Genomic DNA, 14,768 nt, shown 5'->3' on the forward strand with positions numbered 1-14,768 from the left:
GTCCGACGCGTGACGACTCGAAGCGGTCTGTGTGCGAGGACGCACCCCGGGTTAGGCTGGTGAAATCGGCAGCGGCCTGGATTTGGGCCGTCGGGACGCGGCGATCCAGCTTTGATCGGGTGCGGGACCGGCATCCGTATTCGTTCCCTTATCTATAGGTGACCCATGGCTGTCCCGCTGCTTCTGCGTACCCCCGCCGCGCCGTATGTCCGCCCAGACGGTCTCGACGCCGCCCTCGCCCGTCTTGAGGGCACGGCCGAACCGTGGTTCGCGCTGACACATGACGAAGCCGAGACGCTCCTCGCCGCTCGCGAAGCCGATCTCGACCGGCTGCTGGCCGTAGCCGGCCGCATCCGCGACGCGGGGCTCGCCGACGCCGGCCGCCCGGGCGTCATCACCTACTCACGCAAGGTGTTCATTCCCCTGACGCATCTGTGCCAGGACCGATGCCACTACTGCATCTTCGTGCAGACCCCGGGGAAGCTCGCCAAGGCCGGGATCTCGCCGTTCATGGAACCCGAGGCGGTGCTCGAGGTCGCCCGCCAGGGCGCGGCGCTCGGCTGCAAAGAGGCGCTGCTCACCCTCGGCGATCGCCCCGAGAATCGCTGGCCCATCGCCCGGCAGTGGCTCGACGAGCACGGCTACGCCTCGACCCTCGACTACGTCGCGGCGATGGCGAAGCTGATCCTCGACGAGACCGGACTGCTGCCCCACCTCAACCCGGGCGTCATGTCGTGGGCCGAGCTGCAGCGGCTGCGCCCCTACGGCCCGTCGATGGGCATGATGCTCGAGACCACCTCGGCGCGCATCTGGCAGACGCCGGGCGAGGCGCACTTCGGCTCGCCCGACAAGGACCCGGCCGTGCGCCTGCGCGTCATCGAGGATGCCGGCCGCTCGCGCATCCCGTTCACCACCGGCGTTCTGCTCGGCATCGGCGAGAACGCGTCCGAACGCATCGACGCGATCCTCGCGCTACGCGCGGCCCACGCCCGCCACGGCCACATTCAGGAAGTCATCGTGCAGAACTTCCGCGCGAAGAATGCCACCGCGATGATGGGCGCGATCGACCTCGAGACCCAGGAATACGCGGCGGCCGTCGCCGTCACGCGCGTGCTGCTCGGGCCCGGCATGCGCGTGCAGGCACCCCCGAACCTCACGGATGCCGATGAGCTGGCGCTCCTGATCAGAGCAGGTATCGACGACTGGGGCGGCGTGTCGCCGCTGACACCGGACCACGTGAACCCCGAGCGGCCGTGGCCTCAGATCGAAGAGCTGGCGCGTCTCACTGCGACAGGCGGCTACACGCTGCGGGAGCGGCTCACGGCGCACCCGCACTACCTGCGTGAGGCGCGGGGTGCTCGCCCGTACGCGGGCGCCGACGACGCTGTCGCCAGTGGCGCCGGGCACGCCGCGTACGGCGCCGACTGGTTCGACGACCGGCTGCGCCCGCGCCTGCTCGAGCTCGCCGACGACTACGGCCTCGCCGCGCACGACGCCTATCTCGAGTCGGTGCTGAAGCGCGCTGCGGCCGACCCTGCGGGGCTGACGGATGCCGAGTACACGGCCCTGCTGCACGCGGACGGCGCCGACCTCGAAACCCTCACCGAGCTCGCGGATCGCGTACGGCACGAGCACGTCGGCGACACGGTCACCTACGCCGTGAACCGCAACCTCGACCCGTCGCTCGGGCTTCCGCTCGACCGCATCGAGGCTCTCGCCGACGAGGCGGCCGCGCTCGGCGCGACGGAGATCTGCGCCCAGGGCGTGCCGCTCACTCGCCTCGGCGCCGACGGCTATCTGGACTTCGTCCGCGCGATCAAGCGGGCGCAGCCGGCGCTGCACCTGCATGCCTTCCGCCCCGCCGAGGTGATCGATGGCGCGGCCCGCGCCGGGGTTCCCCTCGCGGAGTGGCTCGAACGTTTGCGTGACGCCGGCGTCGACACCGTGCCGGGTACCGCGGCCCGGATTCTCGACGACCGCGTCCGAGGCGTTCTCACGGGGGGAGCCGACATCCCGGCATCCGTCTGGATCGACACCATCGAGACCGCCCACCGAGTGGGTCTGCGCTCGACCGCGACGATGGTGTACGGCCACATCGAGACCGCCGCCGACCAGGTCGCGCACCTGCGCAAGATCGCCGAACTGCAGGACCGCACCCATGGGTTCACGGAGTTCATCGCCATGCCATGGCTGCCGAGCGAGTCGCCGGTGCGCGTTCCCGGCGCCCGCCCCGGCCCGACTGTGCGCGAGTCGCGCGCGCTGCACGCCGTGGCCAGGCTGATGCTCGCCGGGCGCATCGATCACATCCAGGCGGCCTGGACCAAGCTCGGCCTGCGCGGCGCCCAGCTCGTGCTGGCGGGCGGTGCCGACGATCTCGGCGGCGTGCTGCTTGACGGAACCCTCGACCCGAACGCCGGCCCCGAGCAGGGCAGGCAGCTCACCGTCGCCGACGTGACCCGCCTCGCGGCCGAACTCGGCCGCCCGGTGCGCCAGCGCACGACGACCTACGAGGAAGTGGCGTGACGCTGCCGACCTCGCCCGCGTGCACCGAACGGACCGAGGTGCGCCGAACGGCGGCCCACCGGGCGCACCTGAGTCCATCCGGCGCCGCTGGCGTCGAGCACTCGGTCGCGGTCATCGGAGCGGGCATCGCCGGGCTCGGCATGGGGGCGCGATTGAAGCGCGCCGGGCGTGACGACTTCGTCATTCTCGAGCGCGCGGCCGACCTCGGCGGCACCTGGCGCGACAACGTCTACCCCGGCGTCGCCTGCGACATCCCGAGCCGGCTCTACTCCTACTCGTTCCGCCCCGCCCACCCGTGGTCGCGGGTGTTCGCCCCCGGCGCCGAGATCCTCGCCTACCTGCACGACACTGCGCGCGCGGAGGGACTTGAGCCGCACCTGCGGCTGAACGAGCCGCTCGAGCACGCGAGCTGGGACGAGACGAGCGGATGCTGGCGCCTCACCACCCCCCGCGGCGAACTGGCGGTGCGAGCTCTGGTGATGGCCGCCGGGCGCCTCAGCGAACCGAAGACGCCGCGCATCGACGGCCTCGACACCTTCCCGGGTCGAGCTTTCCACTCGGCCAGGTGGGACGACCGCCCGCTCGACGGTCTTCGCGTCGGCGTCGTGGGAACCGGGGCGAGCGCGGTGCAGCTGCTGCCTGAGGTCGCCGAGCATGCGGCATCCGTCACCGTCTTTCAGCGCAGCGCCGCCTGGGTGCTGCCGCGCGGCGACCACGCTGTCGCGCCCGGCGACGACGAGCCCGACCGCGCCGAGCTCGCGGCCGAGGCCGAGCGCCTCTTCGATGCGCGCATCGCCGGCTCGCCCGCGCTCGATGCGCTGCGCCACCGCGCCGATGAGCATCGCGCAGCTCAGGTCGCCGACCCGGCCCTGCGCACCGCCCTCACGCCCGACTATGAGATCGGCTGCAAACGCGCGGTGTTCAGCGATGACTATTTCGCGACGTTCGCGCGACCGAATGTGGCGCTCGAGCCGAGCGCGCTCACGGCCGTCGCCGGGGGAACCGTGATCGCGGCATCCGGCGCCACCTACGAACTCGACGTACTGATCTTCGCGACCGGATTCGAGACGACACGACCGCCGTTCGCGCGCCTCGTCACCGGGCGCGACGGCCAAACCCTCGCCGAGCACTGGCAGGACGGCATGGTCAGCCATGCCTCGACAGTGGTCAACGGCTTCCCGAACCTGTTCGTGCTCGATGCGCCGAACGCGGCGCTCGGTCACACCTCCGCGTTCGAGATCATCGAGGCGCAACTCGACTACGTGCTCGGCGCGCTCGACCACGTCGATGCGACCGGCGAGGCCCTCGACGTCAGCTCGGAGGCCGAAGCCGCCTACTCGGCCGAGATCGATCGGCTCGCGAGCCGTACGGTGTGGACGCGGGGCGGATGCTCGAGCTGGTACCTCGACGAGGCATCCGGTCGCCTGACCCTGCTCTGGCCCGCCCGCGTCGCCGATTTCCGCGAACGCTACGCCACCTTCGACCCGGCCCCGTTCGCGCGGGTGCCCGCGAGTTCGGGCGCGGCCGTCAGCTGAGAGCGCCGACCGTCGCGCTCAGGCCCGCCGCACCGGGGATCTCGCTCGAGGTGTGGTAGCCGCCGTCGATGCTCACCGCGACGATGAGCAGGATTCCGACGACCAGAGCGATCACGATCCAGACCAGCAGCCAGTTCGTCCCGCGGCCGCTGTGGGTTCCTTGAGCCATAGTCGTCACGTTACTCGCCTCGCTCCTGGCGACGCTGCGTCGATCAGCGACTCGCGACTGGCGAGTGGAGACGTGGCGGGAGAGCGCGGCGATGCCGAGCCGGGAAAGCGGTGCGAGGGAAACGGATCACGCTCCGGTTATGTTAGAGTCGGCCATTAAGCGGAGCGTAGTCCGTTTCGACGTACTCTCTCGACTCGAAGGAGACCAGCACACATGGGCGAGCACAGCGTTGAGATGCCGGAAAGCACGAGCAGGGCTGTTCTGCTCGATTTGTTCGGCGGTCCTGAGGTCCTCAGACTCGCTGACGTGATCGCACCGCGTGCCGGCGCCGGCCAGTTGCGCGTGAGGGTGACGGCAGCCGGGCTGAATCCGATGGACTGGTTCATGACCTCCGACGCGGGCACCGCCGCACGGTTCGGCCTCAGCCTTCCCGCCGGGTTCGGAACGGACTACGCCGGTGTGGTGGACCAGGTCGGTGACGGCGTCGCCGGGTTCGCGGTCGGCGAGCGCGTCTACGGGGCGGCGCTCTCCCGCGCGGTCGCGGACTTCGTCGTCATCGACGCCGCCGGGACCGCCACGTCGGGTGGCGACATCCACCACACGCCCGATGGCCTGGATGACCGCACCGCTGCCACTCTCGCGATCGCGGGCAGCACCGCCGCTGCGGCGCTCGCCGTCATCGGCGCAGGAGCCGGCGACACCGTGCTTCTCGGCGGCGCCGCGGGCGGGGTCGGGGTCTTCGCCCTACAGCTCGCGCGTCGTGCCGGTGCACGGGTGATCGGAACGGGCTCGCCGGCCTCATTCGACTTTCTGCGCAACCTGGGGGCTGAACCCGTCGCCTACGGTGAGGGTCTGGCCGAGCGCGTTCGCGAGGTGGCACCGAGCGGCATCACCGCAGCCGCCGACCTGTATGGAACGGAGGCGGCGCTCACGGCGCGCGAGCTGGGCGTCCCGGATGCGCGGATCACCGCCATCGCCGCTCTGATCGACGGCATCACCGCCGCGAACGGCGCGAACGCCGCACCCGGCGCCCTCGATGAGATCGCCCGCCTCGTGGCGGCGAAGGAGCTGCGCGTGCCGATCGCCGCGAGTTTCCCCGTCGAGCAGATCCGCGACGCCGTGGAAGTGCAGGCCGGACGGCACGTACACGGGAAGGTCGTCATCGACCTCTGACGCCCCTGCTGTCCGCGGGCACCGGACGACACGCCCGGTGCGGGCTGATAGGCATCCGCGCGGAATGGGAACCCCTCCTCACGACTTGACCACTACGAGAACACCTTGAGGAGGGACTCGTTTTGACTGATACCCAACTGACCGCAGCAGCCTCCGGCACCTTCACGCTCGGCGGCGACCTCACCATCAACCGCCTCGGCTTCGGCTCGATGCAGCTGACCGGCAAGGGCGTCTGGGGCGACCCGAAGGATCCCGATGAGGCCGTGCGCGTGCTGAAGCGCGCCGTCGAGCTCGGTGTCAACTTCATCGACACCGCCGACTCGTACGGTCCGGTCGTTGCCGAGCAGCTGATCAAGAAGGCCCTGCACCCCTACAACGACGATGTCGTGATCGCGACCAAGGCGGGCCTCACCCGCCAGGGCCCCGACATCTGGACGCCGGTCGGCCGCCCCGCCTACCTGCGCCAGCAGGCCGAGCTGAGCCTTCGCAACCTCGGCGTCGACCGCATCGACCTCTTCCAGCTGCACCGCATCGACCCCGAGGTTCCCGTCGAGGACCAGGTCGGCGAGCTGAAGAAGCTGCAGGACGAGGGCAAGATCCGCCACATCGGCCTCTCCGAGGTGTCGATCGCCGAGGTTCAGGCCGCGCAGAAGGTCGCCACCATCGTCTCGGTGCAGAACCTGTACAACGTGACGAACCGCCAGTCGGAGGAGCTGCTCGACTGGTCGACCGACAACGGCATCGGCTTCATTCCGTGGTTCCCGCTCGCGACCGGCAAGCTCTCGGAGCCCGGCGGTCCGCTCGCCGCCATCGCGGAGAAGACGGGCGCGACGCCGTCGCAGCTCGCTCTCGCGTGGCTGCTCAAGCGCTCGCCCGTGATGCTGCCGATCCCCGGCACGTCGAGCGTCGCGCACCTCGAGGACAACCTCGCCGGTGCGTCGGTGCAGCTGTCCGACGAGGACTTCGAGGCGATCGCCGCGGCCGCGTAGGTCACCGCCTCCGGCTCAAGTGCGCCGGGCGGACCCGAGTGCGTGGAACGGACATCCGTTCAGCGCGCCCGAGTCCGTCCGGCGCACTTGGCGTCTGGCCCTAATGCGCGAGCGCCGACGCGAGCGCATCGACGCCCGCGAGCACGACAGGCGCACCGAGCAGCGTCGCGTTGCGCTCACGAACCTCGAGCCACGTCGCCCGAGGCATCCGATATCGGTTCACCACGGCGGCCACGCCTTCGCGGGCGCGCCTGTCGACGCCGTCGGGCAGATACCCCGTCTTGACGGACACCGCATTGGATGCGGCGTTGTCCGCGAACGCCCCTGACGTCACCTCGTCGGCGCCGAGTCCCTCGAAGAGCAGGTGCAGCATGAGGGCGCGCATGCGCGTGCCGATTCCGCGCCCCTGATGCTCACGGCCGAGCCATGAGCCGGTCTCGACGCTCTTCAGCACGGTCCAGTCCGCGCCACCGGCGCCCTGGCTGCCCACGACGACGCCGTCGACGAGCACCGCCAACTCGAGCGAGAACGGCCCGCGCGCGGCGATGCGCGACCGGATCGACCACTGGTAGGCGAGCACACTGCGCGCGACCTGCTCGGGAGTGCCCCGGGTCCAGGCCGTGTAGAACGGCATGGCCGCCTCATCGTGGACTCCGCGAGCGGCGAGCTCGGCGAGCTGGACGAGCAGCTCGTCATCGATCCACCGCAGTTCGAGGTCGCCGGCCCGCGCGCTCACTCCAGCCGCCGGCCACAATCTGATCAGCGCTTCGGACACCACGCCCCCATCCTGGCAGGCCGCCGACGCCCACGACGCGTGACAGCTGCGGCCGCATCGCCGCTCGCTTAGTTAGCCCTTTGACAGTTTGATCTCTAACAGTTAGAGTTCTGACTATGGATGCACGAGACGAACTGCGCACGGGGCCGCTGACCCAGCTGCGCTGGATCGGGTGGGCGCAGCGCAAGGCCGCTGAAGACTGGATTCGCGAACGCGAGATCAGCTTCGAACAGGGCTTCACGCTCGGGTACCTGGTCGAGAACCCAGGCTCCATTCAGCGCGATATCGCGCAGATCACCCGCACGAGCGCGGCGAGTGTCTCGAGCCTGCTGCAGGGGCTCGAGAAGCGCGGCCTCATCGAGCGGCGCACCGAAGCGGGCAACGAGCGCAGCAAGCGCGTGTACGCCACCGAGGTCGGCAAAGAACTGATCCACGGATTCGACGCGGCCATGGCCTCGGCCGATGACACGATCCTCGCGCCGCTCAGCTCGACCGAGCGCGCCACCCTCCAGAAACTTCTCACCAAGATCACCGACTCCCTGCCCACCCCGAGCAGGGACTGATCTCCGGCGCCCCGAACCCCGCTCTCATCGAAGGAGCACAGCCATGTCTACAACCGCGCCTTCACAGGCATCCGTCACGTCCGATGCATCCGTCACCCCCGACGCCACCGGCACCAACCGCTGGTACCTCTCCGCCGCGCCGATCGCCCGCGCCCTCGTGCACCTCGCCGTCCCGATGGCCGCTGCGATGGTCGTCAGCGCCGTCTACAACGTCATCAACGCGGGCTTCATCGGCTCGCTGCACAACTCGGCCCTGCTCGCGGCCGTCACCTTCGGCACCCCGCTGCTCGGCCTCGTCATGGCCATCGGCGGCGTGTTCGGCGTCGGCGGCGGCGCCCTCATCTCCCGACTGCTCGGCGCAGCCGAGCACGAACCCGGCAAGGCGGCCGAGATCAAGCGCGTCTCGTCCTTCGCCGTCTGGGGGTCCGCGCTCGTCGGTGCCGTGTTCGGGGGAGCGGGGCTCCTCCTGCTGCACCCGCTCGTCACCCTGCTCGGCGCGAACGGCGCCGCCATCGGCCCGACGACGAGCTTCGTCGCCGTCATGCTCGTCTCGGTGCCTGTGCTCGCGGTCGCGTTCTGTCTCGAACAGCTCGTGCGAGCAGAGGGAGCCGCACGGCAGGCCATGATCGGCCTCATCGCCTCGACCGTCGCGAACCTGGTGTTCGACGTGCTGTTCATCCTGATCCTGCACTGGGGCGTCGCCGGCGCGGCGCTCGCCATCGGCCTCTCGAACGCCGTCGCCGTCGTCTACTTCGCAACGTGGCTCACCCGCCGCAGCGAGCACATCAGCCTCGCGCCGCGCTGGTTCACGCTTGCGCCGGCCGTGCTGAAGCCCGTGTTCGGGGTCGGCGTCGGCGAACTGCTGCAATCCGCCTTTCTCATCGTGACCTCGCTCGTGCTGAACAACCTCGCCGCCGCGTACGGCGACGGGCCGCTCGCCGCAATGGGCGTGGCGGTGCGAATCGCGCAAGTCCCCGAGTTCCTCGTCATGGGGGTCACGATCGGTGTCCTGCCGCTGCTCGCCTACGCCTTCGGCAAAGGGGACCGGGCTCGGCTGAACGCCGCGGTGAAGGCATCCGCCGTCGCGGTCGGCGCCATCTCACTCACCTTCGCGGTCGTCGTATTCCTGTTCCGCGACCAGCTGCTCGGCCTGTTCCTCGCGAACCGCTCGTTGTTCGCGGTCGGCATCACCATCCTCGTGGCGCAGCTGACGGCGATGATCGTGAACGGATTCACCGGTCTCATCACCTCGCTGTTCCAGGCCACGGGGCGTGCGACGCCCGCCATTGTGATGTCCATGGCGCAGGGCGTGCTGTTCATCCCGATCGTGATCTTCGCCAACCTCTGGTTCGGGCTGCCCGGCATCATCTGGGCGCTGACGGTCACCGAGATCATCGTGTTCCTCGTCGGTGCGGTGCTGTGGCTCGCCTCGCGCGGCGCCATCGCGCGGGGCCTCGCCGAAGACAACCCCGAGCAAGCCGGAGCCCCGCTCGAGGCCGTGCAGGACTAAAGTCCCGCCCCGCGGTGGCCCCGAGCGAGGGAAACTCGCGTTAACCGCCCACTGCTGCGAACGAGGCGCAGTGGTGGGGCGGCGAACATAGTGGTTCCCCAGCGTTGAGCGCGGCTGCGGCGAGGGAGTAGGACGATGAAACGGGTTGCGCCTTGCGAGACCGCGAGCGGCGGCTGGCAGGTCGAGCGTCGTGGCGACAGACTGTACCGGGTGCTCAGCGAGCGCGGCGTCGAGGGCTACATCGAACGGGTCGGCCCGGTGTGGGTGACTCTCGAGGGTTCGCGCCTCGACCGCTGTGTCGAGGTCGGTCAATCCCTGACACTTGAACGAGCAACCAGCAAGCTTCTGCGTCAGGCAGAGAAGCAAAGCTGACGCGACCCAGTGTCTGGTGATTCTCGGATTGCGAGCGCATGCGGCAATCCTGCTCGGCGATCTGGCGCTGGCCTGGCTGGTATTCACCCCGAAGCGATGGCGGGGCGTGTTCCGTCGCGCGCGGTGCTAGCGCGAGAGCGCGAGCACGGCGCGAGTGTGCGCGCCCGGGGCGCGCAGCGCGTCGAGATCTTGCGGGGCGTCGACGTCGCGGCGCAGTCCTGACGACGCAGGCACGTCGAGCCGGCTGAAGCCCGCGGCGGCGTGGGCGGCGGCCGAACCGACACCGAAGCGCGGGTCGGCCGTGACTCCGGGAGCGAGCGCGATCATGGTGGTGCCGGTGCCCGAGGCATCCGCTGTATAAGCGAGCGGATGCCTGGCCGCCGCACCCAGCGCTTCCGCCAGCTCGTCCGCCGTCAGCTCAGGCAGGTCTCCCAGCAGCACCGCTACCGACGCATCGGGGTCGGCGGCGCGCGCGGCGAGGATGCCCTGGGCGATCGCCGCGTTCAATCCGTCGCCCGGGTCGGGCACGATCTCGACGCGCGCCCCCGTCTCGGCCTCGACGGCGAAGAGCGCCGTCAGTCCGGGCTCGTTCGAGACGATCAGCACGGATGCCACGTCGGCCGTGCGGCGCACGGCGCTCACGGTGTCCTGCAGGAATGCCACGGCGAGCGCGTGCCGCGACGTGTCGTTGAGGCGCTCGGCGAGGCGCGACTTCGACAGCGGAGCGCCCTTGAACGGGATCGTGACGTACCAGGTCACGATGCGCTCGCCCCGGCGGAAGCCGGATCGGCCGAGCGCCCCGCGACCGCGTCCGCGTAGCCCACGGCGTACGCCTCGTCGGTGCCGAGCCGGAACATGTCCGTGGGGCCCGTGCGCGGCAGGGTGCGGGCGCCGGGGGAATCCACTTCGTCGGCGACGAGTCGCCCCATTCCGCGGACGACCGCTACGGGGCGCCCCGACGCCTTGCCCTTCACGAGGTCGCCGAGGGCGGCGAGCTCGTCGGCGACGACCGGCACCGTGACCGCGAGCGGCCGCCCGAACCCGTCGGTCGAGCCGCGCAGGTCGTCGATGACGAGCACGCCCGCGGCTCCGATCGCGACATCCGTCTGCCCGATCCGCCACGCGCGGCCGAGGGTGTCCGACACGATCACCCCGAGCCGCACCCCGAATCGCGCCCGCAGCTCATCGGCCAGACGCCGCGCCGAGGCGTCGGGATCGACCGGCAGCAGCAGCACCGTGCCCTCCGGGGTGTTGGACGCGTCGACCCCGGCGGCCGCGCCGACCACTCCGAGGCGGTTCTCGACGATGCGGGTCACGCCGCCGTCGTAGGCGCGGGTCGCGACGACGCGCACTGTCTCGGCGGTGATCGCGTCTTCCCGATCGGATGCCTCGATCACCCGCCCCTCGGCCTTGGACATGATCTTGCTGGTCACGATAAGGATGTCGCCGTCGACGACGCCCGACGGGTCGTCGGCGAGCGCGTCGCCGATCAGCGCCGCGAGGTCCGCACCGGGCGCGATCTCGGGGATCCCGTCGAGCGCCCACGCGGTCACCCGCTCCGCCGGGAGCGCCGCTGCAGGTGCAGCCGAAGCCGCAGGCGCAGCTGCTCCCGCCGCCGACGCAAGCGACGTGACCGCCGCGTGATCGATTTCCGACATGCCGTCACCACCTCACTTTCGGAAGAACCTCGCGGCCGAACTCGTCGATCCACTCGCGCTGGTTGCGGCCCACGTTGTGCAGGTAGATGCGGTCGAAGCCGAGGTCGACGTAGCGCTGGATCGCCGCCCGATGAACCTCGGGGTCGGCGGAGATCAGCATGCGGCCGGCGAAATCCTCGGGTCTCACCATCTTGGCGAGCTGCTCGAACTCGTAGGGGCTGCGCAGGTCGGCCTTCGGGAACCGCATGCCGCCGTTCGGCCACTCGGTGATTGCGTTCCGCATCGCCTCGTCATCACTCGCCGCCCACGAGAGGTCGAGCTGCAGCACCTTGGGCGCGCGCTCTGCGCCGCGGCCAGACTCGCGCCGCCCCTCGGCGAAGCGCTCGAGAAGGGTTGCGAGCTTGTCGACCGGCGCGCCGACCGTGATGAGACCGTCGGCGACCTTGCCCGCGCGCTTCGCGGTGACGGGGCCGCCGGCCGCGATCAGAATCTCCGGCGGGGTCGCCGGCATCGACCACAGGCGCGTCGACTCGAGCTTGAAGTAGCGACCGTCATGTTTCACATCTCTGTGACGGATGCCTGATGCGAACAGCTTCTGAATGATCTCGACCGCCTCGAACATGCGGTTGATGCGATCGGGTGCCTCCGGCCAGTACTCGCCGACGATGTGCTCGTTGAGCGCCTCGCCCGAGCCGATCCCGAGCCAGTGCCGCCCGGGGTACATGAGCCCGAGCGTGGCGCTCGCCTGCGCCACCATCGCCGGGTGCCACCGGAACACCGGGGCAGTGACGCCCGGCCCGATGTCCCCGGTCGTGCGCTCGGCGACCGCGGTCAGCACGTTCCAAACGAACGATGAGTTCCCCTGCTGCGGCACCCACGGCTGGAAGTGGTCGTCGGCCATGGTGCCCGAGAATCCGCGGCTCTCGGCGTACGCGGCGAGCGCGACCGCCTCGACGGGGTCGAACTGCTCGAGGGCGGCCGAATAGCCGATGGTCCCGCTGGCGCCCCGGCGCACGAGCGAAGAGGCGGGTGCGGCAGCCGCCCGACGGCCGGCGGGCGCCGGGCGCGGCGCATTCGCCGGCGTCGGCCGGCCCCCGACTGCCCCTGTCACGCGAGCAGTTTCTGGATCTCAGGGTGAAGCGTCTCAGCCGGCTGGTGCTCGGCGAGGGCGGCGGCGAGCTCGGCCTTCGCGGCACCCCGCGCCTCGAACATCCGCCGCACGCTCACTCCGTGCGCGGGTCGGTGAATCACTTCGATCTCGTCGCCTGCGGCGATCGCGCCGTGTCTGATCACGCGGAAGTACGCGCCGACGCGCCCCGCCTCCGTGAATCGCTTGATCCACTGCTCCTCACCCATGCGGCGCTGGAATGTGGCGCACGGCGTGCGCGGCGATGTCACCTCGAGCAGCAGGGCGCCGCCGATCAGCCAGCGCTCGCCGATCTCGGCGTCCGACACCGGCAGGCCGATCGTGCGCAGGTTCTCGCCGAAGAGGCCGGCCGGAATCTCTCGGCCGAGCTCGCCGGCCCACCAGTCGGCGTCCTCCTGGGCGTACGCGTACACCGCCTGGAAGAGGCCGCCATGGTTCTTCCGGTCGGCCTGGACGTCGCCGTAGACGCCGTACGCCTTCACCTCGAGCGAGTCCGCGACGGGCTGCTTGTCGATCGCGGTCACACCGACCGAACCCGAATCGGGCATCAGCTTGTCGACGCGACAGAGCGCAAGCAGGGTGGCCATATCTACATTCTGAACCGCGGATGCCTGAACTACGGAGTCGGGGTCACCGGCGGGTTGGGCACGAGCGTGACGCCGGGGTTGTACAGGCCGCCCGGCCCCTTCGAATACGTCGGCGTCGGCACCACCCGCGCGAACTCCTGCGGAGAGAAATGGAAGTAGATGAGACCGCCGATCACGACGATGGTGAGGCATCCGATCAGCAGCGACAGCCAATAGGCGGCACCTCGCCGCGCTCGACCGCGCTGTCCCCCCGGCATGCGCGCCAGTATGGCAAATAGTCTTGCCCTATGCGTGTCGCGACCTGGAACGTGAACTCGATCCGCACCCGTTACGGTCGCGTCGTCGACTGGCTGCTGCGCGAGGACATCGACGTGCTCGCCATGCAGGAGATCAAGTGCAAGCCCGAGCAGTTCCCCCGCGAAGCGTTCGAAGACGCGGGGTACGAGCTCGCGATCCACGGCCTCAACCAGTGGAACGGCGTCGCGATCGCCTCACGGTTCCCGCTCGACGACGTCGTGACGAGCTTCCCGCGCCAGCCCGGCTTCCTGAAGGGCGCCGAGGGCCCCGGCCAGCCGCTCGAGGCGCGGGCGCTCGGGGCCACCGTGGAAGGCATCCGTATCTGGTCGCTGTACGTGCCGAACGGCCGCGCGCTCGGCGACCCGCATCTCGCGTACAAGCTCTACTGGCTCGCGACGCTCGCCGACGACACGCGGCAGTGGCTCGCCGACGAGCCGCGGCTGCCGCTCGCCCTCATGGGCGACTGGAACGTGGCACCGCTCGACTCGGATGTCGGCGACCCCTCGTTCGTGCAGGGCGTCTCGACGCACATCTCGCCCCCCGAGCGCAGTGCGTTCGAGGCGTTCGAAAGCCTGGGACTGAGCGATGTGGTGCGGCCGCTCGTGCCCGCCGGCTACACCTTCTGGGACTACAAGCAGCTGCGCTTCCCGCGCAACGAGGGCATGCGCATCGATTTCATCCTGGGCTCGCCGTCGTTGGCGGAACTCGTGACGGACGCGTCGATCCACCGCGACGAGCGCAAGGGCGACGCGCCCTCCGATCACGTGCCAGTCGTCGTCGACCTCGCGGTCGAGACCGAGGACGACTACGACCGCCCGATGGTGCTCGGCTGACCCTCGCCGCGGTCGTCGCCCCGGCGCTCAGTACAGGCGCTCAGTACAGGCGCTCAGTACAGGCGCTTGAGCATGTTGAGCTCCCGGCGCGTGCGATCGAGCGGGTAGGGCATGGTCTGCCCGGTCTCGACGAACCCGCGGGACGCGTAGTAGCGCCGGGCGCGCGCGTTGTCCTCGTGAACGTCGAGCTGGATCAGGTTGCCGTACCCGCGCGCCCAGTCCTCGATCGATGCCAGCAGGCGGTCGGTGACGCCCAGCTCCCGCCCGCGGTGGGTCGGCGACACGAACACCGCGACGAGGAAGGGGGCGCCGCCGCCGTGGTCGAGCGCACCGCCCATCATGCCGACGAAGGCATCGGATTCCTCGTCCACCGCGACGATGAAGGTGCGGCCCGCCTCTTGGCCGCGCCCGGCGTAGGCGCGCCACTCGGCCTCGGACATGCGCAGCGCATGAGTGATGGTCTGCCCGAACGCGATGGGAGTGTCGCGCAGCGCCTCAAGGCGCAGGGTGCGCAGCCGCTGCCAGTCGTCGCGCTCGGTGCGCTTCAGGGTGATCCCCATGCTCCCATCTTCGCCGGAACGCCGCGCTACACCTACGCGCTGGAGCGACACCCGTAGGTGGCGCGCCGGCCCGTAGG

Annotated in this window: 16 protein-coding genes; 8 read left to right on the forward strand and 8 right to left on the reverse strand. The window is 70.2% G+C overall.

Annotated features, from left to right (window positions below; all coding sequences use genetic code 11):
• Window positions 1-165 precede the first annotated feature (165 nt).
• Entirely contained in the window at window positions 166-2,523 is a 2,358-nt protein-coding gene (gene cofG, locus ACFOYW_RS10360) for a 7,8-didemethyl-8-hydroxy-5-deazariboflavin synthase CofG (protein ID WP_390228855.1), read from the forward strand.
• Window positions 2,520-4,058, forward strand: a complete 1,539-nt coding sequence (locus tag ACFOYW_RS10365) for a flavin-containing monooxygenase (protein WP_390228856.1) — start codon at window positions 2,520-2,522, stop codon at window positions 4,056-4,058. Before cofG ends, ACFOYW_RS10365 begins: the two co-directional genes overlap by 4 nt.
• Here the strand turns inward: ACFOYW_RS10365 and ACFOYW_RS10370 are convergent.
• Entirely contained in the window at window positions 4,051-4,227 is a 177-nt protein-coding gene (locus ACFOYW_RS10370) for a hypothetical protein (RefSeq protein WP_390228857.1), read from the reverse strand. The genes ACFOYW_RS10365 and ACFOYW_RS10370 overlap by 8 nt on opposite strands.
• Before the next feature lie 306 nt (window positions 4,228-4,533).
• Here ACFOYW_RS10370 and ACFOYW_RS10375 point away from each other — a divergent pair, with 306 nt between their 5' ends.
• Window positions 4,534-5,400 carry an alcohol dehydrogenase catalytic domain-containing protein gene (locus tag ACFOYW_RS10375; protein ID WP_390228858.1) on the forward strand — a complete coding sequence of 289 codons (867 nt, stop codon included), beginning with the start codon at window positions 4,534-4,536 and terminating at the stop codon, window positions 5,398-5,400.
• Between the two features lie 122 nt (window positions 5,401-5,522).
• The gene (locus tag ACFOYW_RS10380) at window positions 5,523-6,389 is read left to right on the forward strand and encodes an aldo/keto reductase (protein WP_390228859.1); all 867 of its coding nucleotides are present in this window, start codon (window positions 5,523-5,525) and stop codon (window positions 6,387-6,389) included.
• A 100-nt stretch (window positions 6,390-6,489) separates the two neighbouring features.
• On the opposite strand, the gene ACFOYW_RS10385 is transcribed toward ACFOYW_RS10380, so the two are convergent.
• Window positions 6,490-7,167, reverse strand: a complete 678-nt coding sequence (locus ACFOYW_RS10385) for a GNAT family N-acetyltransferase (RefSeq protein ID WP_390228860.1) — start codon at window positions 7,165-7,167, stop codon at window positions 6,490-6,492.
• Between the two features lie 113 nt (window positions 7,168-7,280).
• On the opposite strand from ACFOYW_RS10385, the gene ACFOYW_RS10390 reads away from it, so the two are divergent.
• From ACFOYW_RS10390 to ACFOYW_RS10400, 3 genes are all read left to right on the forward strand, one after another.
• Window positions 7,281-7,727: a MarR family winged helix-turn-helix transcriptional regulator gene (locus ACFOYW_RS10390; protein WP_390228861.1), complete on the forward strand. Its 447-nt coding sequence runs from the start codon at window positions 7,281-7,283 to the stop codon at window positions 7,725-7,727.
• 43 nt (window positions 7,728-7,770) lie between these two features.
• Entirely contained in the window at window positions 7,771-9,237 is a 1,467-nt protein-coding gene (locus ACFOYW_RS10395) for an MATE family efflux transporter (RefSeq protein ID WP_390228862.1), read from the forward strand.
• A gap of 135 nt (window positions 9,238-9,372) precedes the next feature.
• A complete protein-coding gene (locus tag ACFOYW_RS10400; protein ID WP_390228863.1) occupies window positions 9,373-9,609 on the forward strand; it encodes a hypothetical protein in 237 nt (78 codons plus the stop codon).
• 126 nt (window positions 9,610-9,735) lie between these two features.
• On the opposite strand, the gene cofC is transcribed toward ACFOYW_RS10400, so the two are convergent.
• The 5 genes from cofC to ACFOYW_RS10425 form a co-directional block, all read right to left on the reverse strand.
• Window positions 9,736-10,368 carry a 2-phospho-L-lactate guanylyltransferase gene (cofC, locus tag ACFOYW_RS10405; RefSeq protein ID WP_390228864.1) on the reverse strand — a complete coding sequence of 211 codons (633 nt, stop codon included), beginning with the start codon at window positions 10,366-10,368 and terminating at the stop codon, window positions 9,736-9,738.
• A complete protein-coding gene (cofE, locus tag ACFOYW_RS10410) occupies window positions 10,365-11,267 on the reverse strand; it encodes a coenzyme F420-0:L-glutamate ligase (protein WP_390228865.1) in 903 nt (300 codons plus the stop codon). The genes cofC and cofE overlap by 4 nt, the downstream gene beginning before the upstream one ends.
• 4 nt (window positions 11,268-11,271) lie before the next feature.
• On the reverse strand, window positions 11,272-12,282 hold the full coding sequence (locus ACFOYW_RS10415; protein ID WP_390229613.1) for a TIGR03557 family F420-dependent LLM class oxidoreductase: 1,011 nt from the start codon (window positions 12,280-12,282) through the stop codon (window positions 11,272-11,274).
• 92 nt (window positions 12,283-12,374) lie between these two features.
• Window positions 12,375-13,001 carry an MOSC domain-containing protein gene (locus ACFOYW_RS10420; protein WP_390228866.1) on the reverse strand — a complete coding sequence of 209 codons (627 nt, stop codon included), beginning with the start codon at window positions 12,999-13,001 and terminating at the stop codon, window positions 12,375-12,377.
• A 29-nt stretch (window positions 13,002-13,030) separates the two neighbouring features.
• Window positions 13,031-13,258 (reverse strand): hypothetical protein, encoded by a 228-nt coding sequence (locus ACFOYW_RS10425; protein WP_390228867.1) that lies wholly within the window; start codon window positions 13,256-13,258, stop codon window positions 13,031-13,033.
• 30 nt (window positions 13,259-13,288) lie between these two features.
• Here ACFOYW_RS10425 and ACFOYW_RS10430 point away from each other — a divergent pair, with 30 nt between their 5' ends.
• Complete coding sequence (locus tag ACFOYW_RS10430) at window positions 13,289-14,131, forward strand: exodeoxyribonuclease III (protein WP_390228868.1); 843 nt, start codon at window positions 13,289-13,291, stop codon at window positions 14,129-14,131.
• Window positions 14,132-14,184: 53 nt separating this feature from the next.
• Here the strand turns inward: ACFOYW_RS10430 and ACFOYW_RS10435 are convergent, their stop codons facing one another.
• Entirely contained in the window at window positions 14,185-14,691 is a 507-nt protein-coding gene (locus tag ACFOYW_RS10435; protein ID WP_390228869.1) for a GNAT family N-acetyltransferase, read from the reverse strand.
• Window positions 14,692-14,768 lie beyond the last annotated feature (77 nt).

The sequence above is a fragment of the Gryllotalpicola reticulitermitis genome (assembly GCF_042651345.1).
GTDB lineage: Bacteria > Actinomycetota > Actinomycetes > Actinomycetales > Microbacteriaceae > Gryllotalpicola > Gryllotalpicola reticulitermitis.